Origin of the sequence: Streptomyces sp. SLBN-118 (assembly GCF_006715635.1) — a bacterium.
GTDB lineage: Bacteria > Actinomycetota > Actinomycetes > Streptomycetales > Streptomycetaceae > Streptomyces.
Map to the genome: position 1 here is coordinate 1,090,872 of NZ_VFNP01000002.1, position 23,605 is coordinate 1,114,476.

20 protein-coding genes and 1 pseudogene are annotated in these 23,605 nt (G+C 70.4%); 10 read left to right on the top strand and 11 right to left on the bottom strand.

Annotation, left to right across the window (positions count from 1 at the left end):
* Nucleotides 1-104 precede the first annotated feature (104 nt).
* Both FBY35_RS23505 and FBY35_RS23510 read right to left on the bottom strand, forming a co-directional pair.
* Nucleotides 105-1,523, bottom strand: coding sequence for a HEAT repeat domain-containing protein (locus tag FBY35_RS23505; protein ID WP_142215970.1), 1,419 nt, complete (start codon nucleotides 1,521-1,523; stop codon nucleotides 105-107).
* 278 nt (nucleotides 1,524-1,801) lie between these two features.
* Nucleotides 1,802-2,194: an ankyrin repeat domain-containing protein gene (locus tag FBY35_RS23510; RefSeq protein WP_142215971.1), complete on the bottom strand. Its 393-nt coding sequence runs from the start codon at nucleotides 2,192-2,194 to the stop codon at nucleotides 1,802-1,804.
* A gap of 298 nt (nucleotides 2,195-2,492) precedes the next feature.
* On the opposite strand from FBY35_RS23510, the gene FBY35_RS23515 reads away from it, so the two are divergent.
* Both FBY35_RS23515 and FBY35_RS23520 read left to right on the top strand, forming a co-directional pair.
* Nucleotides 2,493-2,687 carry a hypothetical protein gene (locus tag FBY35_RS23515; RefSeq protein ID WP_142215972.1) on the top strand — a complete coding sequence of 65 codons (195 nt, stop codon included), beginning with the start codon at nucleotides 2,493-2,495 and terminating at the stop codon, nucleotides 2,685-2,687.
* 53 nt (nucleotides 2,688-2,740) lie between these two features.
* Complete coding sequence (locus FBY35_RS23520) at nucleotides 2,741-4,318, top strand: ATP-binding protein (RefSeq protein ID WP_142215973.1); 1,578 nt, start codon at nucleotides 2,741-2,743, stop codon at nucleotides 4,316-4,318.
* Nucleotides 4,319-4,327: 9 nt separating this feature from the next.
* Here FBY35_RS23520 and FBY35_RS23525 read toward each other — a convergent pair whose 3' ends face one another.
* On the bottom strand, nucleotides 4,328-5,827 hold the full coding sequence (locus tag FBY35_RS23525; RefSeq protein WP_142215974.1) for a PLP-dependent aminotransferase family protein: 1,500 nt from the start codon (nucleotides 5,825-5,827) through the stop codon (nucleotides 4,328-4,330).
* 64 nt (nucleotides 5,828-5,891) lie between these two features.
* On the opposite strand from FBY35_RS23525, the gene FBY35_RS23530 reads away from it, so the two are divergent.
* From FBY35_RS23530 to FBY35_RS23545, 4 genes are all read left to right on the top strand, one after another.
* Nucleotides 5,892-6,602 carry a YitT family protein gene (locus FBY35_RS23530; RefSeq protein WP_186357046.1) on the top strand — a complete coding sequence of 237 codons (711 nt, stop codon included), beginning with the start codon at nucleotides 5,892-5,894 and terminating at the stop codon, nucleotides 6,600-6,602.
* Nucleotides 6,599-7,363, top strand: coding sequence for a glycerophosphodiester phosphodiesterase (locus tag FBY35_RS23535; RefSeq protein WP_142215976.1), 765 nt, complete (start codon nucleotides 6,599-6,601; stop codon nucleotides 7,361-7,363). Before FBY35_RS23530 ends, FBY35_RS23535 begins: the two co-directional genes overlap by 4 nt.
* 52 nt (nucleotides 7,364-7,415) lie before the next feature.
* Nucleotides 7,416-8,762, top strand: a complete 1,347-nt coding sequence (locus FBY35_RS23540; RefSeq protein WP_142215977.1) for an MFS transporter — start codon at nucleotides 7,416-7,418, stop codon at nucleotides 8,760-8,762.
* 255 nt (nucleotides 8,763-9,017) lie between these two features.
* The gene (locus FBY35_RS23545) at nucleotides 9,018-9,392 is read left to right on the top strand and encodes an RNA polymerase-binding protein RbpA (RefSeq protein ID WP_142215978.1); all 375 of its coding nucleotides are present in this window, start codon (nucleotides 9,018-9,020) and stop codon (nucleotides 9,390-9,392) included.
* Nucleotides 9,393-9,482: 90 nt separating this feature from the next.
* Here FBY35_RS23545 and fxsA read toward each other — a convergent pair whose 3' ends face one another.
* From fxsA to FBY35_RS23565, 4 genes are all read right to left on the bottom strand, one after another.
* Complete coding sequence (fxsA, locus tag FBY35_RS23550) at nucleotides 9,483-10,085, bottom strand: FxsA family membrane protein (RefSeq protein WP_142215979.1); 603 nt, start codon at nucleotides 10,083-10,085, stop codon at nucleotides 9,483-9,485.
* A gap of 118 nt (nucleotides 10,086-10,203) precedes the next feature.
* The gene (locus tag FBY35_RS23555; protein ID WP_142215980.1) at nucleotides 10,204-10,971 is read right to left on the bottom strand and encodes a polyprenol monophosphomannose synthase; all 768 of its coding nucleotides are present in this window, start codon (nucleotides 10,969-10,971) and stop codon (nucleotides 10,204-10,206) included.
* Between the two features lie 514 nt (nucleotides 10,972-11,485).
* On the bottom strand, nucleotides 11,486-13,126 hold the full coding sequence (locus FBY35_RS23560; protein WP_142215981.1) for an amidohydrolase: 1,641 nt from the start codon (nucleotides 13,124-13,126) through the stop codon (nucleotides 11,486-11,488).
* A gap of 9 nt (nucleotides 13,127-13,135) precedes the next feature.
* Complete coding sequence (locus tag FBY35_RS23565; RefSeq protein WP_142215982.1) at nucleotides 13,136-13,576, bottom strand: Lrp/AsnC family transcriptional regulator; 441 nt, start codon at nucleotides 13,574-13,576, stop codon at nucleotides 13,136-13,138.
* Nucleotides 13,577-13,779: 203 nt separating this feature from the next.
* On the opposite strand from FBY35_RS23565, the gene FBY35_RS23570 reads away from it, so the two are divergent.
* Nucleotides 13,780-14,187, top strand: coding sequence for a hypothetical protein (locus FBY35_RS23570; RefSeq protein ID WP_142215983.1), 408 nt, complete (start codon nucleotides 13,780-13,782; stop codon nucleotides 14,185-14,187).
* A 4-nt stretch (nucleotides 14,188-14,191) separates the two neighbouring features.
* Here the strand turns inward: FBY35_RS23570 and FBY35_RS23575 are convergent.
* Nucleotides 14,192-15,257, bottom strand: a pseudogene (locus tag FBY35_RS23575) (phosphotransferase family protein).
* Nucleotides 15,258-15,555: 298 nt separating this feature from the next.
* The gene (locus FBY35_RS23585) at nucleotides 15,556-16,728 is read right to left on the bottom strand and encodes an acyl-CoA dehydrogenase family protein (protein WP_142215985.1); all 1,173 of its coding nucleotides are present in this window, start codon (nucleotides 16,726-16,728) and stop codon (nucleotides 15,556-15,558) included.
* Nucleotides 16,729-17,069: 341 nt separating this feature from the next.
* Here FBY35_RS23585 and FBY35_RS23590 point away from each other — a divergent pair, with 341 nt between their 5' ends.
* Nucleotides 17,070-18,323 (top strand): glycoside hydrolase family 18 protein, encoded by a 1,254-nt coding sequence (locus tag FBY35_RS23590; protein WP_142215986.1) that lies wholly within the window; start codon nucleotides 17,070-17,072, stop codon nucleotides 18,321-18,323.
* Nucleotides 18,324-18,378: 55 nt separating this feature from the next.
* Here FBY35_RS23590 and FBY35_RS23595 read toward each other — a convergent pair whose 3' ends face one another.
* Together FBY35_RS23595 and FBY35_RS23600 are read right to left on the bottom strand one after the other, a co-directional pair.
* Nucleotides 18,379-19,059, bottom strand: a complete 681-nt coding sequence (locus FBY35_RS23595) for a TetR/AcrR family transcriptional regulator (protein ID WP_142215987.1) — start codon at nucleotides 19,057-19,059, stop codon at nucleotides 18,379-18,381.
* Nucleotides 19,060-19,167: 108 nt separating this feature from the next.
* Entirely contained in the window at nucleotides 19,168-20,532 is a 1,365-nt protein-coding gene (locus FBY35_RS23600; RefSeq protein ID WP_142215988.1) for a peptidase C39 family protein, read from the bottom strand.
* Between the two features lie 175 nt (nucleotides 20,533-20,707).
* Between FBY35_RS23600 and FBY35_RS23605 the strand changes: the two genes are divergently transcribed.
* Nucleotides 20,708-21,358: a uridine kinase gene (locus FBY35_RS23605; protein ID WP_142215989.1), complete on the top strand. Its 651-nt coding sequence runs from the start codon at nucleotides 20,708-20,710 to the stop codon at nucleotides 21,356-21,358.
* Nucleotides 21,359-21,698: 340 nt separating this feature from the next.
* Entirely contained in the window at nucleotides 21,699-23,594 is a 1,896-nt protein-coding gene (locus FBY35_RS23610; protein WP_142215990.1) for an AAA family ATPase, read from the top strand.
* Nucleotides 23,595-23,605 lie beyond the last annotated feature (11 nt).

Sequence of the window (23,605 nt, forward strand, 5' to 3'; positions counted from 1 at the left end):
CCCGTGTTGTCGTCGCACTCGGGGTGGCTGACCCAACGTGGATCTTTCCGCTCGGGGAACGTCCCATGAGCGTTTGTGGCCGACGCCGTTCCGCGTCCCTAATGTCACACCGCGGGCGCGTCCGGGCCGATTCTGCTGCGTACGGCGGTTTGTACCTCTGCCTCCTCGGCCGGATCCGCGGCCAGGCGGCGCAGGCGCTCGGCCACACGCACATCACCGGTCTCGGCGTGCAGGGCCGCGACCTCGCGGGTGGTCTCCTCGCAGTCCCAGAGGCATTCGACGGCGAAGCCGGTGGGGAAGGACGGGTCGGTCGCCGCGAGCGCGCGGGCCGCGCGGCCGCGCAGCTGCGAGGACGCGGTCTCGCGGTAGACATGGCGCAGTACGGGTGCGGCGCACGCGATGCCGAGCCGTCCGGCTCCGTCGACGAGGGTCCACAGCAGGGAGGCGTCGGGCCCGTCGGCCCGTACGGTCTCCCGCAGCGCGCCGAGCACCAGCGTGGCGTCGCCGGCCGTGCCCCTGCAGGCGAGCACGCCCGCCGCCGACGCTCCGAGGGCGTCGGGCCGGTGGACCCAGCCGCGGGCCCGGTCGACGGCTTCGTCGCCGCACATCCGCTCGAAAGCGGAGACCGCCGCCTCGGCGACGGTGTGGGAGCCGCCGGACACCGCGGCCTCGATGAGGTCGAGCACCACGCCGTCGCGCGACTCGGCGAGATAGTGCAGTGCGGCGCAGCGGGCGCCGACGGATCCCGCGCGTGCGGCTTCGACGATGGCGGGCCGGTCCTCGGGTCCCGCGACGGCGGACAGACAGCGGGCGGCGGGCACATGGAGGGCGCTGCCGCGCTCAAGACCCTGGTCGGCCCAGTCGAAGACCGCCTGGACGCTCCAGCCGGGACGGGGTCCGCTCGGTCGCATCTGGCGCTGCCAGCGGTCGAAGGAGCCTGCCTCCTGGGCGGCGCGCACCCGGGCGCCGATCGCCTCGCGCCGGTCCTCGGCCCACAGCCTCCAGGGCCGCGGTTCGAACGCGTCGCGTACGGCGATGGCCAGCTCGGCGTCGCCCTCGGCAGTGGCCGGGAATCGGGCGAGTACCGAGGGGGCCAGCGCCCGCAGGCCGGAGTCGTTGTCGCGCAGGGCGAGCTCGTCGAGTGCCCAGGTCCAGTTGGCGCCGTTGGCCGCGTAGCGCCGGAGCAGTGAAAGGGCGTCGCCCCTTCCGTACGAGGCGAGATGCCCGAGCACCGCGAGCGAGAGGCCCGTCCTGGCCTCGTCGGTGTCGAGATGGTCGTCGGCGTCGCACAGGTGGCGCTCGATCTCCTCGAGACTGCCGTGGAGATCCAGGTAGAGGCGCGCGTAGTACAGGGAGCGGTTCTCGACCTGCCAGTCGTGGCGGGGGTCGTTCAGTACGCAGTGGTTGAGCGCGGCGAGCGCTTCGGCGCGCGGCGCTGCCAGCGCGTGCAGCGTGCCGTCACCGCGGCCCCTCTGCAGCAGGCCGAGCAGCGTGCCGCTCGGCGCTATGACTGGATCGAACATGGGAAAAGCCTCACATCAAGCTGTCGACGCAACCGGGGAGTGGAGATGCCTAGGCCGCGCAGCAACATGTAGGGCCGCCCGTCGTCTTCCGCTTGGTGTAGACCATCTTCCTCTGCCTCTCGTCGGTGGCCCCAGGGGAACTCCCGGATGAAGTCCGGGGTAGGGCCCGACGTCATGATGACCCACCCATATCGCCACCGCGACCACATTTACGGCGTCCGTCCCGGCGACATGTCGGCGACCGATCAACAATCCGTCAACGCCCTTCCGGCGACGGCTCATTGGTCGCCGAACAGCTCCAGTAGGTCCGTCTTCCCAAACATCCGCGCCGTATCCACTGCGGACGGCGTCCCCGCCTTCGGGTCGGCTCCGCCGGCCAGGAGTACGCGGATGACGGCGTCCTCGCCCTTGAAGACAGCACCGGCGAGGGGGGTCTGGCCGCGGTCGTTGGCCCGGTCCGGTTCGGCGCCACGGGCGAGCAGCGCTTCCACTGCGGGGGCGTGCCCGTGGTAGGCGGCCAGCATGACCAGGGTGTCGCCGCGGTCATTGGCGAGGTTGGCGGGCACTCCGGCGTCGATGTACGCGACGAGGGCCTCGGTCTCTCCCTGGCGCGCCAGGTCGAAGACCTTGGTGGCGAGCTCGATCACCTCGGGATCCGGGGCTTCGCTCATCGGGAAGACCGCCTTTCACTGCGTTGACCTGGGGCGTACGGCAGGAGCAGCCGTACGAGTGAATCGACAGGCTACTGCCCGCACTCCGGCATCAGGCGGTGCGGCCGCTGCAGGGATCACCGCGAGGAAGGCACTGTGCGGCGCAAGCGCGCAGTGTGCCCCCCGGCCGGCGGTCCGGCGTCCGCCAGTGCAGTGAAATCCCAGGAATTTCACCCATTCGCACCTTTTATCACATAGATGCTTCCTGTGAGCATGGAAGTACTCATGGTGACTGTCCCCTCAACCAGGAGAACCACTCATGATCCTCTCCATCTCAGGCGTCGTGCTGCTCGGCATCATCGTCTTCCTGTTCTTCAGGAAGGACGGCCTCAAGGGCTCTCACGCGTTCGTCTGCTCGCTCTTCGGCTTCTTCATCTCGGGCACGGCCATCGCGCCCAGCATCAAGGCCGGGAGCGCGAGTCTCGCCAGCCTCCTGGGCGGGATCAAGTTCTGACCCCGCAGTACCGACCAGCACCATCTGCACCCCAGCACCTTCAGGAGACCGATGTGGCCCGGCGACCACTCCCCCGCATTCTCAGCAGCGGCAGCGCGCAGATCGCCCGGAGCCGGGAGATCGCCCGCTCGGCCGCCGACAGCGCCACGGACGTCCTGCATCCGCTGATCACCATCACCCGCGGTCTGCGGCAGCTGGCCGTCATGGCCCGGCACAGGTGGGCCGCCACACCCAAGGAACGGCGTGGTCCCACGCTGTTCCTCGCCGCGTCCTGCGTCCTGGTGGTCGCGCTCATCCCGTACGGGCCGCTGGTCGCCCTGATCTCGGTGATGGCGGCGGCCGCCTGGAAGGGGCGGGTGCGTACCCCGGTGAAGAGCGGCCCGGACGAGGCGGAGGCCGGCCGGCTGCGAGCCCTCTACGAGGCGCTCGTGCCGCACTTCTCCGTCGCCGAGGACCCGGCTCCGCTGTTCGCCCACGGCAGCGACTGGAGCAAGGCCTTCAGCGATTACGAGTTCGACGGCAATGGGCGCCTCACCCGGCTCCAGGTGGCCTACCCCGCGTACTTCACCGACGGCGAGGCCGAGTCCCGGGCCCGCATCGAGCAGCTGCTGCACGCCAAGTCCGGGCGCGGCCGCGAGTACCTGTTCACCTGGGACGAGGAGGGCAACCGGCTCGTGATGAGCGTGCTGCCCGCCCTGTCCACCGCCATCGCCGCCCAGCGATTCGTCACCGCCCCCGGCGAGACCGTGCTGGGCTTCACCGATGCCGGCGCGGTGCGGCGCACCGTGCCGGTGGCGCAGGGCGAGGAGACCAGTTCCGCCGCTCCGGTCCTCTGGCGCACCGGACCGCGTTCGACGGAGCCGCATCTGCTGGTGGTCGGCGAGCCCGGCAGCGGCACCACGACCCTGCTGCGTTCGATCGCGCTTCAGGCCCTGCAGCACGGTGACGTACTGATCGTGGAGGGCAGCGGGACCGGGGAGTACGGCTGTCTCGCGGGGCGGGCGGGCGTACTGGCCGTCGAATGCGGTCTCGCCGGTGCGCTGGCGAGCCTGGAGTGGGCGGCCCACGAGACCGAACGGCGGCTGATCGCCGCCAACCGGGCCCGGCAGGCCGGGCATCCCGAGCCCGACGACACCAAGCGCCCGCTGTGGATCCTGCTGGACAGGCCGAGCATCCTGGGGCACCTGGCGGCGGCCGACGGGCACACCGATCCGCAGGACCTGCTTCAGGTGCCGTTGCGTCACGGCAGGGCCGCGCAGGTCACGGTGGTGGTGGCCGAGCAGTTCGACAGCCTGGACCCTCTCACCGAGACAGTGCGGACGCATACGCGTGCGCGGGTCGTGCTGGGAGCCGCCACCTTCGAGCAGGTCGAGTCCGTGCTCGGTGTCCAGCCCCACACCACTCCGACACCCGAGGTACCGCCGGGCCGTGGCTACGCACGGCTCGGTACGGGGCCGGTGCTCAGGATTCAGGTACCGGCGACCCCGGACCCGTACGACGAGGCGACGAGCGAGGCGCACCGCCGGGCCGTGCTGGAGCTGCTGCCGGAGCGCCAGGACCAGGCCGGGCCCGCCGCCGTACCGGATCCTGCGGCGGACCCGGTGCACGAGGCCGTGCCGGCCGAGAGCTGACGGGTCCCGTCAGGCGACGAACGTCCGCGGCGCTTCCGTCCCGGTCGTCGCGCCCGTCGCGACCAGCCGGGCCGCCGCCGCCAGCCGGACCGCCGCCTCGTCCGCGACCGGTCCGCCGACCGTGAACGGCAGCCGCACATAGCCCTCGAAGGCCCCGTCCACTCCGAAGCGGGGTCCCGAGGGCACCCGCACACCCACCCGTTCGCCGACCTCGGCGAGCCGGGAGCCGGAAAGACCGCCGGTGCGCACCCAGAGGGTGAGTCCGCCGCCCGGCACGTCGTACTCCCAGTCGGGCAGCTCCCTGCGCAGCGCCGCGACCAGAGCGTCGCGGTTCTCCCGCGCCTGGCCCCGCCGGATGGCAACCGCCTCCTCCCAACCACCCGTCTGCATCAGCCAGTTGACCGCCAGCTGTTCCAGGACGGGCGTGCCCAGGTCGGCATACGCGCGTGCCGAGACCAGCGAGCGGATCACGTCCGGGGCCGCGCGCACCCAGCCGATACGCATCCCCGCCCAGAAGGCCTTGCTGGCCGAGCCGACCGTGAGCACCGTGCTGCCCGCCGGATCGAAGGCGCAGACGGGCTGGGGCATGTCGACGCCCTCGTCAAGACGGAGCTCGGACATGGTCTCGTCGACGACGAGCACGGTGCCGGCGGCGCGTGCCGCGTCGACGAGGCGGCGGCGCTGGTCCTCGTCGGCCAGGGCACCGGTCGGATTGTGGAAGTCGGCCACCACATAGGCGAGCCGGGGTGCTGCGTCCCGCAGCACCTGCCGCCAGCGCGGCATGTCCCAGCCGGTCAGCCCCTCGGCCTGGGCGACCGGCACGAGCCGGGCCCCCGCTTCCCGCATCAGCTGAAGGATGTTGGCGTAGGAGGGGGACTCGACGGCGATGCGCTCGCCGCGCCCGGCGAAGAGATGACAGATGGCGTCGATCGCGCCCATCGCCCCGGTGGTGACCATGATCTGCTCGGGCATGGTGGGGATGCCGCGCTCGGTGTAACGGTCGGCGAGCATCTGACGCAGCGCGGGCAGCCCTGCCGGATAGTCGCCATGGGTGTGGGCGTACGGCGGCAGCTCCTCCAGAGCGCCCTGGACACTGCGGGTGAGCCAGGGTTCGGGGGCGGGCAGCGCCGCACAACCGAGGTCGATCATCGAGCCGAGCGACTCGGGCGGCAGTGGCTCCAGACCGCGTGCGGGCAGCGGGTTCCCGGCGGGCACAGCCGTCCAGCTGCCCGCTCCCCTGCGGGATTCGAGGAAGCCCTCGGCGCGCAGCGCCTCGTAGGCGGCGGCGACAGTCGTGCGGCTGACGGACAGCGACAGCGCGAGTTCGCGTTCGGCGGGCAGCCGGGCGGCGACAGGCACGCGGCCTTCGAGGACGAGCAGCCGGATGCCGTCGGCGAGTGCGCGGTAGGCGGGCGGTTTGCGGGCGCCGGGCCCGGCCGGGCGGGGCTGCTGGGAGGTGAGCTGCCGGGCGAGCTGTGCCGCCCCCACCGCAGAGGTCCACTGCGTCATGGAAGTCAGTCCACCTTCCTTGAATTGGCCATGGTTGGCATCGGTTCCGTAGCCACAGAGTGTCATGAGCCAGTCCACACCCACCACCAGGGGGCGTCAAGTGACCGCCGTGTCCCGTCAGACCGCCGTGTCCCGTCATCTCACCCGCAGACTCCTTCAGCTCTCCATCGGTCTGGCCCTCTACGGCGTGAGCTCGGCGCTCCTGGTGCGCGGCGGCCTCGGGCTCGAACCCTGGGGGGTGCTGCATCAGGGCCTGGCCGAGCGGACGGGGCTGACGATCGGGGTCGTTTCGATCATTGTCGGCGCGGCCGTGCTGCTGCTGTGGATCCCGATCAGACAGCGGCCCGGGCTCGGCACGGTCTCCAATGTCTTCGTGATCGGTATCGCGATGGACGGCACGCTCGCCCTGGTGCCAAACGCTCACGGGCTCGCGGCGCAGATTCCGGTGCTGATCGGCGGCATCGTGCTCAACGGCGTGGCGACGGGGCTGTACATCGCGGCGCGCTTCGGCCCCGGCCCGCGCGATGGCCTGATGACGGGTCTGCACCGGATCACGGGCCGCACGATCCGGCTGGTCCGTACGGCCATCGAGGTGGCCGTCGTGGCGACCGGCTTCGTACTCGGCGGCTCGGTCGGCGTCGGCACGGTCGCGTACGCCCTGGCCATCGGTCCTCTGGCGCAGCTGTTCCTGCGCGTCTTCGCCATCTCCGATCAGGGCAGTGGCAGCACCGTCGTCGCCGCGGGGACACCGGATGGGGCGATACTGCGGAAGTGACGCGCGAACCCCACCCCTATCTGGACCATCCCTCCACGCTCGCCTTCGCCCACCGCGGCGGCGCGGCGGAGGGGATCGAGAACACCGCGGCGGCCTTCCGGCGGGCCGCCGATCTTGGTTACCGCTACTTCGAGACTGATGTGCACGCGACCGCGGACGGCAGGCTGGTCGCCTTCCACGACACGACGCTGGACCGGGTGACGGACGCGAGCGGCAAGATCGCGGCGCTGCCCTGGAGCGAGGTGCAGCAGGCCAGGGTGGGCGGCAGGGAACCGCTGGCGCTGTTCGAGGAACTGCTGGAGGAGTTCCCGGACGCCCGCTGGAATGTCGACATCAAGGCCGAGCCCGCGCTGGTACCGCTGGTCGACCTGATCCGCCGGACGGGCACCTGGGGGCGCGTGTGCGTCGGCTCGTTCTCGGAGGGCCGGGTGGCGCGGGCCATGCGGCTGGCGGGTCCGCGCCTCGCGACGTCGTACGGCGTGCGGGGTGTGCTGGGCCTGCGGCTGCGCTCGTACGGCATTCCCGCCGCCCTTCGGATGGGCGCGGTGTGTGCGCAGGTCCCCGAGTCGCAAAGCGGCATCCGAGTGGTGGACCGGCGCTTTGTGCGGGCGGCACACGCGCGCGGTCTGCAGGTCCATGTCTGGACCGTGAACGACGCGGATCGGATGGCGGCACTCCTGGACCTCGGCGTGGATGGCATCATGACCGATCATCTGGAGACGTTGCGCACGGTCCTGACCGAGCGGGGAGTCTGGGTCTAGACACGCCCTGACGCCGCGCGTCTGCACAACGGGACGAGCGAGGGGGCGCGGCGTGACGATAGACACCGCGGACCGGACGACCGGGACGAGCGAGCGCAGACGCGAGCAACGCGGCTGGTACTTCTACGACTTCGCGTGCTCCGTCTATTCGACGAGTGTGCTGACCGTCTTCCTCGGGCCCTATCTGACCGCGGTGGCGAAGGCCGCCGCGGACGCCGAGGGCTTCGTGCATCCGCTGGGCATCCCCGTGCGCGCGGGCTCGGTCTTCGCGTACGCGGTCTCGGTCTCGGTGGTGCTCGCCGTGCTGGTGATGCCGCTGGCCGGCGCGGCGGCGGACCGGACCGGGCGCAAGAAGCCGCTGCTGGCGGTCGCGGCCTATGTCGGGGCGGCCGCGACGACGGGGATGTTCTTCCTGGACGGCGAGCGCTATCTGCTCGGCGCCTTCCTTCTGATCGTCGCGAACGCCTCGCTGTCGGTGTCGATGGTCCTCTACAACGCGTATCTGCCGCAGATCGCGGAGCCGGATGAACGCGATGCGGTCTCCTCGCGCGGCTGGGCCTTCGGCTACACGTCCGGGGCGCTGGTGCTCGTACTGAATCTGGTCCTGTACTTGGGCCACGACTCCTTCGGCCTCTCGGAGTCGGCGGCGGTACGGGTCTGCCTGGCGTCGGCAGGGCTGTGGTGGGGCGCCTTCACGCTCGTGCCGCTGCGGCGTCTGCGGGACCGACAGGCGGCGCCGAGCGGCGAGGGCGCGGTCGGGTCCGGCTGGCGGCAGCTGCTGGCCACGCTGCGCGACATGCGCCGCCATCCGCTGACGCTCTCGTTCCTGCTGGCGTACCTGATCTACAACGACGGGGTCCAGACGGTGATCTCGCAGGCTTCGGTCTACGGCTCCGAGGAGCTGGGCCTCGACCAGACGACGCTGATCACCGCGGTGCTGCTGGTCCAGGTGCTCGCGGTGGCGGGCGCGCTGGGCATGGGACGGCTCGCCCGGACCCACGGGGCCAAGCGAACCATTCTCGCGTCACTCGCCGTCTGGACGCTGATTCTGGCGGTGGGGTACTTCCTGCCGGCCGGGGCCCCGGTCTGGTTCTTCGCCCTGGCGGGGGCGATCGGCCTTGTCCTGGGCGGCAGCCAGGCGCTGTCGAGGTCGCTGTTCTCACACCTGGTGCCGCGCGGCAAGGAGGCGGAGTACTTCTCCGCGTACGAGATGAGCGACCGGGGGCTGAGCTGGCTCGGACCACTGGTCTTCGGGCTCGCGTACCAGCTGACCGGCAGTTATCGAGACGCGATCATCTCTCTGGTCGTCTTCTTCGCGCTCGGTTCCGTACTGCTGGCACGGGTCCCGATCAAGGAGGCGGTGGCGGCCGCGGGCAACCCCGTGCCGGAGCGGATTTAGACGTTGAAGTGAAAGGCCGGTAGTGTACGCCCTTGGCTTGCCAGGCGGACCGTTACTGCGTGCTGAAGAAGCGAAATCACTGGGTGACACTTTCTATCAGATGTGACAAACCGGGCACTGGTGGGTACAACAAGGGGCGGCACGACGGGCGACGCATGACCCGGAACGGGAATCTTTACCGCCGACCGGACGTTGACCGGATGACGACGACAGCGACACCTGTCCTGTGGGCGACAAGCCCGGGAGGCACGATTCATGAGTGAGCGAGCTCTCCGCGGTACGCGACTCGTGGTGACCAGCTACGAGACGGACCGCGGCATCGATCTGGCCCCGCGCCAGGCGGTGGAGTACGCATGCGAGAAGGGCCATCGTTTTGAGATGCCCTTCTCGGTTGAGGCGGAAATTCCGCCGGAGTGGGAGTGCAAGGTCTGCGGGACCCAGGCACTCCTGGTCGACGGGGATGGCCCCGAGGAGAAGAAGGGCAAGCCGGCGCGGACGCATTGGGACATGCTCATGGAGCGACGCACTCGCGAGGAGCTGGAGGAGGTGCTGGCCGAGAGGCTGGCGGTCCTTCGTTCCGGCGCCATGAACATTGCCGTGCATCCGCGGGACAGCCGGAAGTCCGCCTGACCCCGTAACACCGCACGAACAGCGTCATCAATACACAACAGCCGCGGGCCGTCTCACATCTCTGTGAGACGGCCCGCGGCTGTAGCGATGTCAGGGTGTCAGCGGCGGCCGGGGCCCTTCCTCCTCGTAACCGCGCGAAGGCCCAGCAGCGTCCGGCCGGATGACTTCACCCTGCACGACCTTTCCGTCCGGCCGGTGAATTCTGGCCTGCTGAAAGGCGTCGCCCAGGCTGCCGGGCGAGGCAGCACGCATACGGCGCTCAAGCGACCTCTGCGTGAACCGGCCGAGCATGGAGCGTACGGGCGGCACCAGCAGTGCCAGACCCACGACGTCGGAGATCAGGCCGGGCAGCATCAGCAGCAGGCCGCCGAGCATCAGGAAGCCATTGCCCGTGCTGCCGGTGCCGGTGCCCGCGCCGTTACCGGCGCTCGCCGCGGGGCCCTGACCCTGCTGCTGTTGCTGCAGGGTCTCGGTGAGGTTGCGGAACGCCCGCCTGCCTGCGCGCTTGATGACGACGCCGCCGAGCACCGCGCCGCCGACGAGCAGAGCCAGCACCGTCAGCCCGCCGACCTCCGAAGCGACAAGGGTCAGCAGCCAGACCTCCAGGACCACCCAGGCGGCGATGCCGAGCGGGACGAAGGTACGGGCACGTGAACGCCTGGGGGCGGTCGGGGTCGGTGAACCGGTCGTCATGCACCCAGTGTGCCTGGGCGTCCGCCCGAGCGGCGTAAGGGGCCGATCAGTAAGAGGCCCGTCAGAGGGGCCAGTCAAGGAGGGGCCAGTCACGAGGGCGCGGTCAGGAGGGGCCGCGTCAGGGCCGCTTGCGGCCGAGGAGGCGATTCGCCCGGTCGCCGACTCCCCACGCGGTGACCCTCCACAGCGCCTCGACGACGATGTCCCGGCTCATCTTGGAATCGCCCAGCTCGCGCTCGACGAAGGTGATCGGGACTTCCACCACGTGATAACCGGCGGCGACGGCCCGGCGGGCGAGGTCGACCTGGAAGCAGTAGCCCTGGGAAGCGACCTCGGTCAGCCCGAGACCCTGGAGGGTCTCGGCGCGGAAGGCGCGGAAGCCGCCGGTGACATCCCGGATGGGGACGCCGAGCAGCAGGCGGGAGTAGGTGCTGCCGCCGCGGGAGAGGAACTGGCGGTGCTTGGGCCAGTTCACCACGCGCCCGCCGGGGACCCAGCGCGAGCCGAGGACCAGATCGGCCCCCTTGAGCGCGGTCAGCAGCCGGGGAAGCTCCTCGGGCTGATGGGAGCCGTCGGCGTCCATTTCGACCAGTACGCCGAAGCCGTGCTCGATGCCCCAGGCGAAGCCCGCGAGGTAGGCCGCGCCGAGCCCTTCCTTGCCCTTGCGGTGCAGGACATGCACCTTGTCGTCCTGGGCCACGAGTTCGTCGGCGACCTTGCCGGTTCCGTCGGGGCTGTTGTCGTCGGCGATCAGAATGTCCGCCTGGGGCACGGCTGAGCGCACCCGGGAGACGATCGGCCTGATGTTCTCGACCTCGTTGTAGGTCGGGATGATCACCAAGGCTTTGCCGAGCGGGCCGTATCGCCGCTGACCGCCGTCGTTCACTGCTGCCCCTTAGAGTCCGTGCACAGAGCCCCACCATAGCGAGCGCTCTGCGCGCGGCTGCGGCGGCACGGACTGTGGTGCCGCGGGCCCGATGAGGACTTCGCCAGGGGGCGTGCGGATCGGGGCCCGGCGTCCTTCGGGCCGACCTGGGACCCGCTGGCTGCGGGTCGACCGAGAGCCGTTGTCTACTGAACGCCGGACCCCACCCGGGTCACACCTGCCAACCGGCTGAAACCTTCCCTCGCCCCCGAGGCGCGGGCGCTGAACCTGGCTCCCAGTGGCAGTGCGCCGGTGCGGCACGCTGCCCCATGACCCAGCGGCGTTCGACGACTGCTGGAAGGTGCCGGTCGGACGTCCCGTGGTGGACTCGGCCGAACCTACCCGCCGGTGGGCGCTCCATGTCAACAGTCGTCTGATCTGCGAGCTTTGCCCAAATCACCAGGTCAGCGCCGAAGATCCGCAGGTCGCGGCCGAGCGCCGGGAGCTTCGATCGGCGGTACGAAATGTCCGCACGTCACTCGTTCGGCCGCTCATAGACCGTTCGTCCGAAGACCACTGTCCGCAGGCAGACCGGGAGTTCGGCGCCAGGGGTGAGTTCGGGCAGGCCCGGGGTGCCCGAGCGCGGGTCGGTGGACCAGCGCGCGACCCGGTCGTCGGGGGCCTGGACGACCAGTTCACCGGTGCGCCACAGGGCGTAGTCCGCGGGCGCGCCCGGGACCAGAGCGCCCGCGTCGTCGCGCCCGACGGCCCGCCAGCCGCCTCGCGTGTGGGCGGTGAAGGCGGCGCGGACGGAGATTCGGTGCCCGGAAGTACGGTGGAAGGCGGCCGCCCTGACGGTCCCCCAGGGATCGAGCGGCGTCACCGGGCTGTCGGAGCCGAAGGCGAGCGGGACTCCGGCGCGCAGGAGTGCGGCGTACGGGTTGAGTGTGCGGGCCCGGTCGACGCCCAGCCGCCGCGCGTACATGCCCGTGTCGCCGCCCCAGGCCGCGTCGAAGGCGGGCTGGACGGAGGCGATCAGGCCGAACTCGGCGAAGTCGGCGATGGTTTCGGGGGTGAGCATCTCGGCGTGCTCGACGCGGTGGCGGGCGGCCCGGATACGGGCGAGGCCGAGCGAGTCGGCCGCGTTCCTCAGGCCTTCGGTGACCGTGGTCAGAGCGGCGTCGCCGATGGCATGGAAGCCGGCCTGCAGCCCGGCCTCGGTGCAGGCGGCGACATGAGCGGCCACGTCCGCGGCGTCCAGGTGCTGGGCGCCGGTGTGCGGGGCATCGGCGTACGGGGTGTGCAGGCAGGCGGTGTGCGAGCCGAGGGAGCCGTCGACGAAGAGGTCCCCGGCCGCGCCGATCGCACCGAGTTCACGGATACGCAGCGCGTCCTTCGCATTCGCGACCCGTTCGGCCCAGTAGCCGACGACCCTCGGCCCGGCTTCCGTCTCGGCCAGGGCCAGCAGGGACAGGAAGTCGTCCTCGTCGGAGATGTCGGGTCCGGCGCATTCGTGGACGGTTCCGATGCCCAGTGACGCGGCGCGGGCGAGTGCGGCCCGCTGGGCAGCGGCGCGCTGCTGTGGGGTGATCGCGCCGTGGGCCGCCGCGCGCACGGCGTGGTGGGCAGCCGCGGTGAGCGGCGCGTCCGGGTGGTAGCCGGTGCGTGTGGTGACACCGGGGACCAGGTCGAGCAGGGCGGTGGTGACGACGGCGGAGTGGACGTCGATCCGGGGCAGATAGAGGGGCCGTCCGCCGGTCGCCTCGTCCAGTTCGGCGCGGGACGGCGGACGCTGCTCGGGCCAGCGCATGGCGTCCCAGCCATGCCCGAGGAGCACCGTGTCGGCCCGGTGTGCGGCGCTGTGCTCGCGTACGAGGCGGAGCGCGTCGGCGAGGCTGTCCGCCCGGGACAGGTCGAGCCCGGTGAGCGCCAGGCCCGTCGCCGTGGTGTGCACATGTGCGTCGGTGAACGCCGGGGTGACCAGTGCCCCTTCGAGGTCGACCACTTCGTCGACGCCTGCGGCGAAGGCGTCGGCTGCGCCCTCGGAGCCCACCCAGGCGACATGCCCTCGTTCGACGACCATCGCCGTGGCGAAGGGATCGGCGGGGCTGTGGACTTCTCCACCGCGCAGCAGCACGGTGCGGTCTTCGCTCTGGGGGGCGGCGCTCTCGGTCATGGGACCAGACTAGATACGCGGCGGGCGTGCCTCGTACGGGGTGGACAGCACGACGGTCGTACGCGTGGACACCCCGGACAGCGAGCGGATGCGGGTGAGCAGGTGCTCCAGCTCCAGCGGGGTGGGGACGCGCACCTTGAGGATGTAGTTCTCGTCGCCCGCGACGCTGTGGCAGGCCTCGATCTCGGGCACGTCGGCCAGGCGTTCCGCGATGTCGTCGGGCGCGCTCGGGTCGAAGGGCTTGACCGAGATGAACGCGGTGAGCGGCAGCCCGACCGCCTCCGGGTCGACGACCGCTGCGTAGCCGCGAATGACGCCACGCTGCTCCAGGCGGCGGACGCGCTGATGAACCGCCGATGTGGACAGGCCGGTGGCCTTGCCCAGGTCGGTGTAGCTCATCCGCCCGTCCTTGACGAGCAATTCCACGATCTGTCTGTCCAGCTCCTCCATGCGATCAACCTATTGCCCCGGGCAGCTTCCGGCACAGTCTGCGGAGGCACACGGAGGCACCTGCGGCGGGCATGTGACCAATGCCACAGGTTTGCGGGCCGGTCCGTCGTGACCGCACGGTTACCTCCCGGGCGGGTGGGGAATTGCTTGCTGTGGTCGAGGCCGCATGTGCCTGGTCGGCCCACCAGAGGGGGAGATTCTCCATGCAGAGTGTCAAGAACAGCGGACGTACCGAACCGGAACCTGTTGATTCGGCCGAACCGGCTGAGATCGACGAGCTCGACGCGTACGACACTTTTGAGATGTACCGGGTCATCTGCCCGGACTGCGCACAGCCGATCGCGCTGCTGGCGGACGAGGACGTTCTGCCGGAGCACGCACTGTGCCCCACACCCTGGAATCCCTTCGGACTCACCGTGTGCGCCGGTACCGGCAGCGCCGCATCGCAGGCGGCTCCCGCGGACGAGAGCCTGGACGTCCAGGAGCAGGACACCGCACTCCTGTTGACGCTCCCTCAGGGACTCGACTGGCGGACGCAGCCCTTCTCGCACGTCGGCGGTCCGGGCTCGCGTCCCCTGCGGATGCCCCACATGCGCCGCGAAGCGGCCTGACCTCCTACGACCAGTAGCTCCCCTGCACCATGGCGGCGAGAGTGCCGTGGTGCAGGATCAGGCCGTCCGGGTCCTCGGGGAGGCGCATCTCGCCGAAGTGGACCTGGCGGAAAGCAACGCGCAGCATGACGATCGCGTGCCGCAGCGCGGCGTACAGCGTGTAGATGTCCATGTCGCGCGGTGTGTGGCTGGTGAGTTCGGCATATCGCCGCTCGATGGCTTCGCGGCGCAGGAAGTCCGGCAGGCCCCGCTGGCCGAAGCTCACGGTCAGGTCCTGGAAGAAGCGGTGGAGGTAGACCGTCCAGCCGAGATCCGCGCTGGGCGGGTGCGGCCATCTCCCAGTCGAGTACGGCAGCGGGCTCGAAGCCGTCGAAGATGATGTTGCCGATACGGGCGTCGCCCCAGTTCTGGACGGGCTCGCCCTCGTCGGCCGGCCAGTGGGCGTCGAGCCAGTCGAAGCCGGACTCGATGAGCGGTGAGCGCGGCAGCCCGTTCACCACCCAGGCGTAGTACGCCCGTTGGGCATCGACACGGCGGCGCAGCGCACTTCCGGCGGCCGCTTCGAGGGGGTACTGGCCATGCAGCCGGGCCAGCAGCGAGACCGTGGCGGCTTCCAGGTGCGCTCGTTCGGCGTCGCTCGCGGCGTGCAGCCAGCTGCCCTCGTACGTATAGGGCATGACGTCGGGCGGCACCCGGCCCTCCACGCGCTCCATCACGAAGAAGGGCGCGCCCAGGGCTCCTGGGTCCTCCTCCAGCCACAGCACGCGCGGGACGGGGATGTCGGTGTGCTCGGCGACATCCCGCGTCGTGCGGTACTGCAGCGCCATGCCGTACGTCGCAGTGCAGGGTGAGGCGGCGAAGCGGCTCGTCGACGGTGATCGGGGTATTCGTCGAGGGCGGTCGTCGGACACGGCTGACCTCCCGGGCGGCAAGGGATTTGACGGTACGTCAGAAACCGTGCTTGAGGCCAGAGCATGGAGGCCACGGGCGCCCCGCGAACAGGGGGCCGATTTGCTGCGGCGGTAACCCGTCCGGACCGGGGACGTTGGCCAGGCATGACCCTGCTGTATTCGACACGCGCCCACGACCGGTGCCGCCTCGCGGCACCAGCACCCGAAGAATCGGTTCCGCACCCGGCGGACCCGCCCATCTACCGAGAGCTGCTCCAGCTCTGGGCGAGCAGAGGAAGAACCTTGCCGGGGCGCCGCGATCCTGAGTGGAGCAGGCTCGCGGCGCCGCCGGCTTTCGCGTCGGCGCGGGCCGACAGGGGGCGGGGGTCCGAGACCACCTACCGGACGGCGACGATCAGCGCACCCTGGCCCACGGCACACACGGGGCCCGCGACGCCCGCGAGCCCCGGAAACCAGGTCAGCGCGTCTCGGGCCCGGCCACGTAACGGGCGATGACCATGCGCTGGATCTGATTGGTGCCCTCGACGATCTGGAGCACCTTCGCCTCGCGCATATAGCGCTCGACCGGGAAGTCCAGCGTGTAGCCGTAGCCACCCAGGACCTGGACCGCGTCGGTCGTGACGCTCATCGCCGTGTCCGTGCAGAACAGCTTCGCCATCGCCGCCTGCCGCGAGAAGGGCCGCCCCGCGTCGCGCAGCCGGGCCGCGGCGAGACAGAGCGCGCGGCCCGCCTCGATCCGGGTCGCCATGTCGGCCAGCATGAAGCGCAGCCCCTGGAAGTCGGCGATGGGCCGCCCGAACTGCTGCCGCCCGGTCGCGTACGAGACCGCCTCGTCCAGGGCCGCCTGGGCGACTCCGATGGCGCAGGCCGCGATGCCCAGCCGGCCCGAGTCGAGGGCCGAGAGCGCGATCGCGAAGCCCTGACCCTCCTCGCCGATCCGGCGGGAGTCGGGCACGCGTACGCCGTCGAAGTGCAACTGGGCGGTGGGCGAACCTTTCATGCCCATCTTCTTCTCGGGCGCGGCGGCGTTCAGGCCGGGGGTGTCGCCCGGGACGAGGAAGGCCGTGATGCCACGGGCCCCCTCGCCGCCGGTGCGGGCCATGACCGTGTAGAAGTCGGCGATGCCACCGTGCGTGATCCATGACTTGGTCCCGGTGATCACCCAGCTGTCCCCGTCGCGCACCGCCTTGGTACGCAGGGACGCGGCGTCCGATCCCGAGGCGGGCTCGGACAGGCAGTACGCGCCGAGAAGGCCGCCGCCGAGCATCGCGGGCAGATGCTCGGCCTGCTGTTCCTTGGTGCCGTAGCCCGCCAGCGCGTGACAGGACAGGGAGTGGACGCTGACGCCGAGGCCGACGGTCAGCCGTGCGGCGGCGAGCTCTTCGAGGACCTGGAGGTAGACCTCGTACGGCTGGTCCCCGCCGCCGTACTCGGAGTCGTACGGGAGGCCGAGCAGCCCGGACTCGGAAAGGAGTGAGAAGACCTCGCGCGGGAAGTGCCCGGCGTCCTCCTCTTCGGCCGCCCGGGGGGCGATCTCCCGCTGGACGATGTCGCGTACCAGGGTGATCAGATCCCTGGACTCCTCGGTGGGCAGCTGACGTTCCACCGGCTGCGGGGCGCGGTCGGGCATTGCGGCGCTCTCCTCCCTGTCGGGCGCTGCGGCGTCGCGCACGCAGGGTGTGGGCGCGCCGCCGGTCTTCCTGCCAGGCCGATGCTGCCCTTCCGGATCACGGAAGTGGCTGATGGCGGCTGTTGGCGCGTCGAGTATGCCTGATCAGCGGAGTTCCGTCACGGGGTGAAATCTCACGCTCCGCATCCGCACCCCGTCGGCGGAATTGGTCCGAACCATTGACCAAGTGGTCTAGTCCTTCTACCGTTTCCCCCCAACGCATGACCGCGTTCATGCCAAAGAAGCCCCACGGCCGACCGCACATCCCCACCCGATCTCCCTCCCCCCACGAGGAGACCCCGATGCCCGGATCACACCGTCCCCGCGCCCGCTTCCGGGCGCTCATCGCCGCCGCCTGTACCGCAGCCCTCGGCGCGACCCTCTTCACCGGCGCCCACTTCGCCTCAGCAGGCGAGTCGGCCCCCGCCGCCAAGGCCGCCGCCGCGCCGAAGGCGGGAAGCAAGGTGATCGGTTACTTCACCGAATGGGGCGTCTACGACCGCAATTACCACGTCAAGAACATCCAGACCTCCGGGTCCGCGAACAAACTGACCCACATCAACTACGCCTTCGGCAACGTCTCCGGCGGCAAGTGCACCGTCGGCGACTCCTTCGCCGACTACGAGAAGGCCTACACCGCCGCGCAGAGCGTCGACGGCGTCGCCGACACCTGGGACCAGCCCCTGCGCGGCAGCTTCAACCAGCTGCGCAAGCTGAAGAAACTGCACCCGGGACTCAAGATCCTCTGGTCCTTCGGCGGCTGGACCTGGTCGGGCGGCTTCGGCCAGGCCGCGGCCAACCCGGCCGCCTTCGCCCAGTCCTGCTACAACCTCGTCGAGGACCCGCGCTGGAAGGATGTCTTCGACGGCATCGACATCGACTGGGAATACCCCAACGCCTGCGGTCTGAGCTGCGACACCAGCGGCCGCGAGTCCTTCAAGAACCTGATGGCCGCGCTGCGCGCAAAGTTCGGCGGCTCCAGCCTGGTGACCGCTGCGATCACCGCGGACGCCTCGTCCGGCGGCAAGATCGAGAAGGCGAACTACGCGGGCGCGGCCCAGTACGTCAACTGGTACAACCCGATGACGTACGACTTCTTCGGCGCCTGGGCGGCACAGGGGCCCACCGCCCCGCACTCCCCGCTGAAGTCCTACAGCGGCATCCCGCAGCAGGGCTTCAACACCGACGCGGCGATCAAGAAGCTCAAGAGCCTCGGCATCCCCTCGTCGAAGCTGATGCTCGGGATCGGCTTCTACGGACGCGGCTGGACCGGAGTGACCCAGAAGGCACCCGGCGGCACGGCGACCGGACCCGCGCCGGGCAAGTACGAGCAGGGCATCGACGACTACAAGGTGCTGAAGTCCAGGTGCCCGGCCAACGGAACCGTCGCCGGAACCGCGTACGCCCACTGCGGCAACCAGTGGTGGAGCTACGACACCCCCTCCACCATCTCCGGGAAGATGACCTACAAGAACCAGCAGAACCTGGGCGGCACCTTCTTCTGGGAGCTCAGCGGTGACACCGCGAACGGAGAGCTGATCAAGGCCATCAACTGATCTGCGGATGAGTCGAGGCGAGGGCGGGCCGCCCGCACGGCGGCCCGCCCTCGCCTCACGCCTCGACCGGTGTGGGCAGGGAGACGGAGTCGGTGAGCGCGGCGGGCATGGGCTCCATGGGCGGCTCCGGGCACTCCGGCTCGAACTCCGCGATCGTGTGGAGCGTGCCGCGCAGCAAACGCATCAGCAGCGCACACACGGTCTCCCGCGGGAGCTCGCGGCGGCCAAGCCAGTCCAGCGTGATCCCCTCCACGCTGCTGAGCCAGCCCAGCAGTGCGAGGCGGGCGAGCACGGGGATGTCGCGCCTGCCGTACGCACCCTCGGCGATGGTCGCGATGAGCTCCTCGCGCACAGCGTCACGTATCGACTGCACCTCGGTGTCGAAGCCGACTCCGCCGGTGACGATGGTGCGGAACGCCGCCTGGTGATGATGGGCATAGCGCAGATAACCGTCGACCGTGCGGTACACGCGCTCCGCGCGCGGCAACTCCGTCTCGCCCGCCGCGCGCGAGACGAGGTCGGCCACCGAGTCCTCGATGATGGCCAGGTAGTAGCCGCGTTTGCTTTTGAAGTAGTAGTAGATCAGGCCCTTGGCGACTCCGGCGTGCTTGGCGATGTCATCCATCGACAGCGCGTCATAGGAAGTGTCGGCGAACAACTTCCGCCCGGTTGCGATGAGTTCACTGCGGCGTACCTGCGATCGTTCGGTCGCGCCGCGCTGTTGACTAATATTCAAATTGAGCCCTAGTCTCCAACTGCCACAGGATCGTCGCAGTATGGCAGACCAGCGCACGCACGCCTTCCGCGCGCCGAGCGCAGGCGCCCCCGGGATCCGCTCGTACGGTCAGCGGATGCCGAAGCCCGCCAGAGCCAGGCTCTGCGCGGCGGTCGGGCGCGCGGGCCAGTACAGATAGCAGACGCCGCCCGTGCCCGACACCACCGCTCCGCTCGCGTTGTAGCGCTTGGTACGCAGCCAGATCCTCTCCCACTCGGCGCGCTTGTAGACGCGGCGCACGGCGGCGTTGCCGGGCGACGCGGGGTCGTTGGCGATCACATCGCCCTTGGCGGTGAAGCCGATCACGGTCATCAGATGGCCGGATGTGCCGTAGCCCGCGCCGGTCAGCTCCTCCTTCAGGAAGGACTGTGACGTCATGGCCGGGATACCGGCCCGGATCAGTGTCTCCAGGTCGGTGAGCGAGGACAGCCGCGTGACGACGGCGCTCATGTCCGGGTAGCTCGCCGCGTAGGCAGCGTTGAAGGGCCAGTTGCCGCAGCCGTGGTACTGGTAGTCGAAGGTGAAGCGGGCCGCGTGGCAGACCTGGGGGTCGGCGAAGGCGGGATTCACCCAGGCCAGGTCGGCGGCACTGGGCTTTCGCCCCCAGTACTCGATGATCATCTGGGACGAGGTGGGGCTGCACCAGGCCTCACCGCCGTTGTCGTACTCCGGGTACTGGCCGACATGAGTGTTCTGCGAGTAGCGCGGCACCACCAGCTCGCGCGTGAGCCCCGGCGCAGACGCCGGCACCGTGAAGCGGTCCGGGATGTCGGAGGCCATGGCGCCGAGCCGCCAGACCGTGGGCGTGAGGCTCGTCCCCGGCTTGCGGTGGAGCGTGAGACGCAGCTGGTACGAGCTCAGCCGCAGACCGCTCGCCGCGTCGTCGATCGAGAAGGTGTCGGTCCAGATGGTGGCCCTGCCGTCCGTCTGGTCGTCGAGCGAGGTACGCCGGATGTCGCCGTCACCGGCCGCCCAGCGGCCCATCACGAACCAGGGCGTCGCGGTGCCGTCGGAGTAGCGGCCCCGCAGATCGACCTGGAGCCAGGTCCCCGCCGGGGTGTGCGCGTTCCAGGACGCGATGATCTCGGTCGCGGGCACGCGGGAGACGTGGACGGGCGAGGTCCAGGTGGCGTACTCCCAGGTGGCCGTCTTCCCGGTGTGCGGGTCGGTGTAGGCGCGGCGGCCGGCGGCGGCGCCGATGACCAGGCCCGGGCGGGGGGCCGCGACGGCCCGGGTTCCCGCGGCAGCGCCACTGCGCCAGTCGGTGTACGAGGTCCAGAAGTGGTTGTCCACCGGCGGCAGCGGCCGGCCGTGCCCCGCCGACTCCGGGGCGGCGGCAGCAGGCGCGGCGGCGGACGAGGAGAGCGTGCCCGCGCCCGCCGCCGCGGCGATCGCGGCGCTCAGCACGGTTCTGCGCGAAGCAGGTCTGGCCATGGGACCCCCAAGTCGGTACGCGGCAGTAGGGCAACTATTGCGGGTCGCGGCGGTCCTCTGCCAGCGTCCGGAGCCGAGTCGCCCGACCCGTACGAGTGGACCGACTCGGCCCGTCGACGGGGGTCCGGTCCACTGGCTGAACTGCGGCGGGCCGCGCGCCTCGTAGGCTGGCCGGATGAGCGACCTCGACCGGCCAGCCCGCGCGCTGCGCGCGCTGCCGCCCTCCTGCGGACCGGTGCGGCTGATCGCGGTCGACGGCCACGCGGGCTCGGGGAAGAGCACCTTCGCCGCCCGGCTCGCCGCGGCCGTCGGCGACGATGAGAGGGGCGGCGGCGCTCCGGTGCTGCATCTCGACGATCTGGCCGGCCATGAGGAGTTCTTCGGCTGGACGGACCGGATTCTGACCGAGGTGATCGAGCCGCTGTCGAACGGCAGAACCGCACACTTTCACCCCTACGACTGGAATCTGCGCCGCTTCGGATCCTCCCCCCATGCGCTGGAGGCGGCTCCCGTCGTGCTGATCGAGGGCGTCGGTGCCGGGAGGCGGGTGCTGCGCCCGCATCTGGCGGGGCTGCTGTGGATGGAGAGGGGAGCAGAAGAGTCCTGGCAGCGGGGCCGCCAACGCGATGGAAGCGAACTCTCCGCATTCTGGGACGACTGGACCGTGGCGGAGACCCGCCATTTCGCGGCGGACCCGTCTCGTCCGTTCGCGGATGCCCTGATACAGGAGTGCCGCAAGGGGTACGAGTGGCGTCCGGGACCTGCTGCGACAGCACGACCGAACCGGTTCATCACCCAGGGTGACTCGTTTCCTCCGGCATACTGAGCAGTCGGACATTCCACTCTCAAGAGAGCCTGAACCCTTCTTGACCGACGGGGCGCACAGGTCTTACGTTCTCAATGTGCGGCTTTCCGGAGCCGCCGCAGACGCGAAGCCCCCGGTTGTTCCCCCGTGATCGGGGGCTTCGTTCTGCCCTCTCCTCCACATGGCCCTCAGGGCGACCTGGACCCCGCTCACCCAGGGTCACTGCCCCGGTTCACTTATTGCGCCCTTCGTCGCAACCCCTTTGCGCAGGTACGATGCACCCCGGTGGGGTCAATTCCCGTCCACGGCAAGGCGGTTCAGTGCGTCGGCTCAGCACACGTGCACGTTTGTGGGGGACCTGATGGACATCGGCACGCAGGGCGCACCGGCCCCCGCCGACCTCGCCTGGGTGCGCGGCGTGGACGCCTATACGATGGGCGCCTATCCGCAGGCGGAGGAGGAGTTCCGTACCGCCGTGCGGCTGGATCCCGGGATGGCCGACGGCTGGCTCGGTCTGCACGCGCTGCGCGTCGACACCACGAACGCGCTGCTGCGCATGCACAGCGCACGCGAGCGCTTCGGCGAGCAGCGCGCCCGTCACCGCCGCACCCTCAACTCCTGGTACTGGCTGGGCTGGTGGGTCCAGCCGGTCCTCGAGAGCCCGCGCGATCTCTTACTCGCGCATGCTTCCCACTGGCTCGACGGCCGCCATGTGCCGGAGCTGGACCGGGCACTCGCGGCGCTGCCTCCGGTGGACGCGGACCCGCAGGTGCGTTTTCTGCACGCCTGCCGCGCCTATCTGGTCAAGGACTGGGAACAACTCGTGCGCCACACCGAGCCGCTGGTCAGCGATCCACTGCTGGGCATCGAGGCCGGCCTGTTCGGCGGTATGGCCCGTGTGCGCCTGGAGATGTACGGGCAGGCGGAGCCGCTGCTCTCCTCCGCGCTGATGCGCTGCCGCAGCGAGCAGCCGCAGCGCAAGGAACTGCGGTACTGGCTGGCGCGGGCGCACGAGGGCACCGGCCGCAGCGCCGCCGCCCTGCCGTTGTACCGGGCGGTGCACCGGATCGATCCGGCCTTCATGGACACCTCGGCCCGCCTTGCCGCGATCGCGGATTACGACGGCATCGACGGTTACGACGACTCGGCGGGGCTCGCGGCGGTGTCCATCGCGGGTGTCGGCCAGGACGTCGCCGATGCGCAGGCCGACGGGGACGGGCCCCTGGCGGCGGAGGCGCGGAGCGGCCCCGATCCGCAGACCCAGCTCCCGGGCTCGGTGCCGAGCGTGCCGCCCGAGGGGGTGCGGCGGCGCAAGGCCGTGGTTCCCGTACAGCCGCCGTCGCCGGCGTTTCCGGCGGGCCCCACCGACCCGGTACTGCTCGCCGAAGCCCTGGCCGAGCTGGAGCGGATGGTGGGCCTTGAACCGGTCAAACGGCAGGTCAAGGCCTTGTCGGCACAGCTGGAGATGGCCCGGCTGAGAGCCGGCCAGGGCCTGCCCGTGCAGCCTCCGAAGCGGCACTTCGTCTTCTCGGGCCCCTCCGGCACCGGCAAGACCACTGTCGCCCGCATCCTCGGCCGGGTCTTCTACGCCCTCGGGCTGCTCGGCGGCGACCATCTGGTGGAGGCCCAGCGCTCCGATCTGGTGGGCGAGTTCCTGGGCCAGACGGCGGTGAAGGCCAATGAGCTGATCGACTCGGCGCTCGGCGGCGTGCTGTTCGTGGACGAGGCGTACAGCCTGTCCAACTCCGGCTACTCCAAAGGCGACGCATACGGCGACGAGGCCCTTCAGGTCCTCCTCAAGCGCGCCGAGGACAACCGCGACCATCTGGTGGTCATCCTGGCCGGCTACCCCGAGGGAATGGACCGCCTGCTCGCCACCAATCCCGGTCTTTCCTCCCGCTTCACGACCCGTGTCGACTTCCCCTCGTACCGTCCTCTCGAACTGACCGCGATCGGTGAGGTGCTGGCAGCCGAGAACGGCGATGTGTGGGACGTCGAGGCCCGCGACGAACTGCGGTCCATCAGCGGGCATGTGGTCGACCAGGGCTGGATCGACGAGCTCGGCAACGGCCGCTTTCTGCGCACTCTGTACGAGAAGAGCTGCGCCTACCGCGATCTGCGGCTGTCCGGATATCCGGGCACGCCGACCCGCGAGGACCTCTCGACGCTGCGGCTGCCCGATCTGATGCAGGCGTACGGCGAGGTCCTGTCGGGACGCGGTCCGGTGGACCGCGGCCCGCAGGATCCCCCGGGCTGACCTGTTCCCGT

What these genes read in the sequence shown, in the direction of transcription:
- fxsA (WP_142215979.1), bottom strand. Translation starts at nt 10,085, where the DNA reads ATGACGACCGGTTCACCGACCCCGACCGCCCCCAGGCGTTCACGTGCC.
- FBY35_RS23545 (WP_142215978.1), top strand. Translation starts at nt 9,018, where the DNA reads ATGAGTGAGCGAGCTCTCCGCGGTACGCGACTCGTGGTGACCAGCTAC.
- FBY35_RS23560 (WP_142215981.1), bottom strand. Translation starts at nt 13,126, where the DNA reads ATGACCGAGAGCGCCGCCCCCCAGAGCGAAGACCGCACCGTGCTGCTG.
- FBY35_RS23605 (WP_142215989.1), top strand. Translation starts at nt 20,708, where the DNA reads ATGAGCGACCTCGACCGGCCAGCCCGCGCGCTGCGCGCGCTGCCGCCC.
- FBY35_RS23505 (WP_142215970.1), bottom strand. Translation starts at nt 1,523, where the DNA reads ATGTTCGATCCAGTCATAGCGCCGAGCGGCACGCTGCTCGGCCTGCTG.
- FBY35_RS23585 (WP_142215985.1), bottom strand. Translation starts at nt 16,728, where the DNA reads ATGCCCGACCGCGCCCCGCAGCCGGTGGAACGTCAGCTGCCCACCGAG.
- FBY35_RS23610 (WP_142215990.1), top strand. Translation starts at nt 21,699, where the DNA reads ATGGACATCGGCACGCAGGGCGCACCGGCCCCCGCCGACCTCGCCTGG.
- FBY35_RS23515 (WP_142215972.1), top strand. Translation starts at nt 2,493, where the DNA reads ATGATCCTCTCCATCTCAGGCGTCGTGCTGCTCGGCATCATCGTCTTC.
- FBY35_RS23590 (WP_142215986.1), top strand. Translation starts at nt 17,070, where the DNA reads ATGCCCGGATCACACCGTCCCCGCGCCCGCTTCCGGGCGCTCATCGCC.
- FBY35_RS23600 (WP_142215988.1), bottom strand. Translation starts at nt 20,532, where the DNA reads ATGGCCAGACCTGCTTCGCGCAGAACCGTGCTGAGCGCCGCGATCGCC.
- FBY35_RS23565 (WP_142215982.1), bottom strand. Translation starts at nt 13,576, where the DNA reads ATGGAGGAGCTGGACAGACAGATCGTGGAATTGCTCGTCAAGGACGGG.
- FBY35_RS23510 (WP_142215971.1), bottom strand. Translation starts at nt 2,194, where the DNA reads ATGAGCGAAGCCCCGGATCCCGAGGTGATCGAGCTCGCCACCAAGGTC.
- FBY35_RS23530 (WP_186357046.1), top strand. Translation starts at nt 5,892, where the DNA reads ATGAGCCAGTCCACACCCACCACCAGGGGGCGTCAAGTGACCGCCGTG.
- FBY35_RS23525 (WP_142215974.1), bottom strand. Translation starts at nt 5,827, where the DNA reads ATGACGCAGTGGACCTCTGCGGTGGGGGCGGCACAGCTCGCCCGGCAG.
- FBY35_RS23570 (WP_142215983.1), top strand. Translation starts at nt 13,780, where the DNA reads ATGCAGAGTGTCAAGAACAGCGGACGTACCGAACCGGAACCTGTTGAT.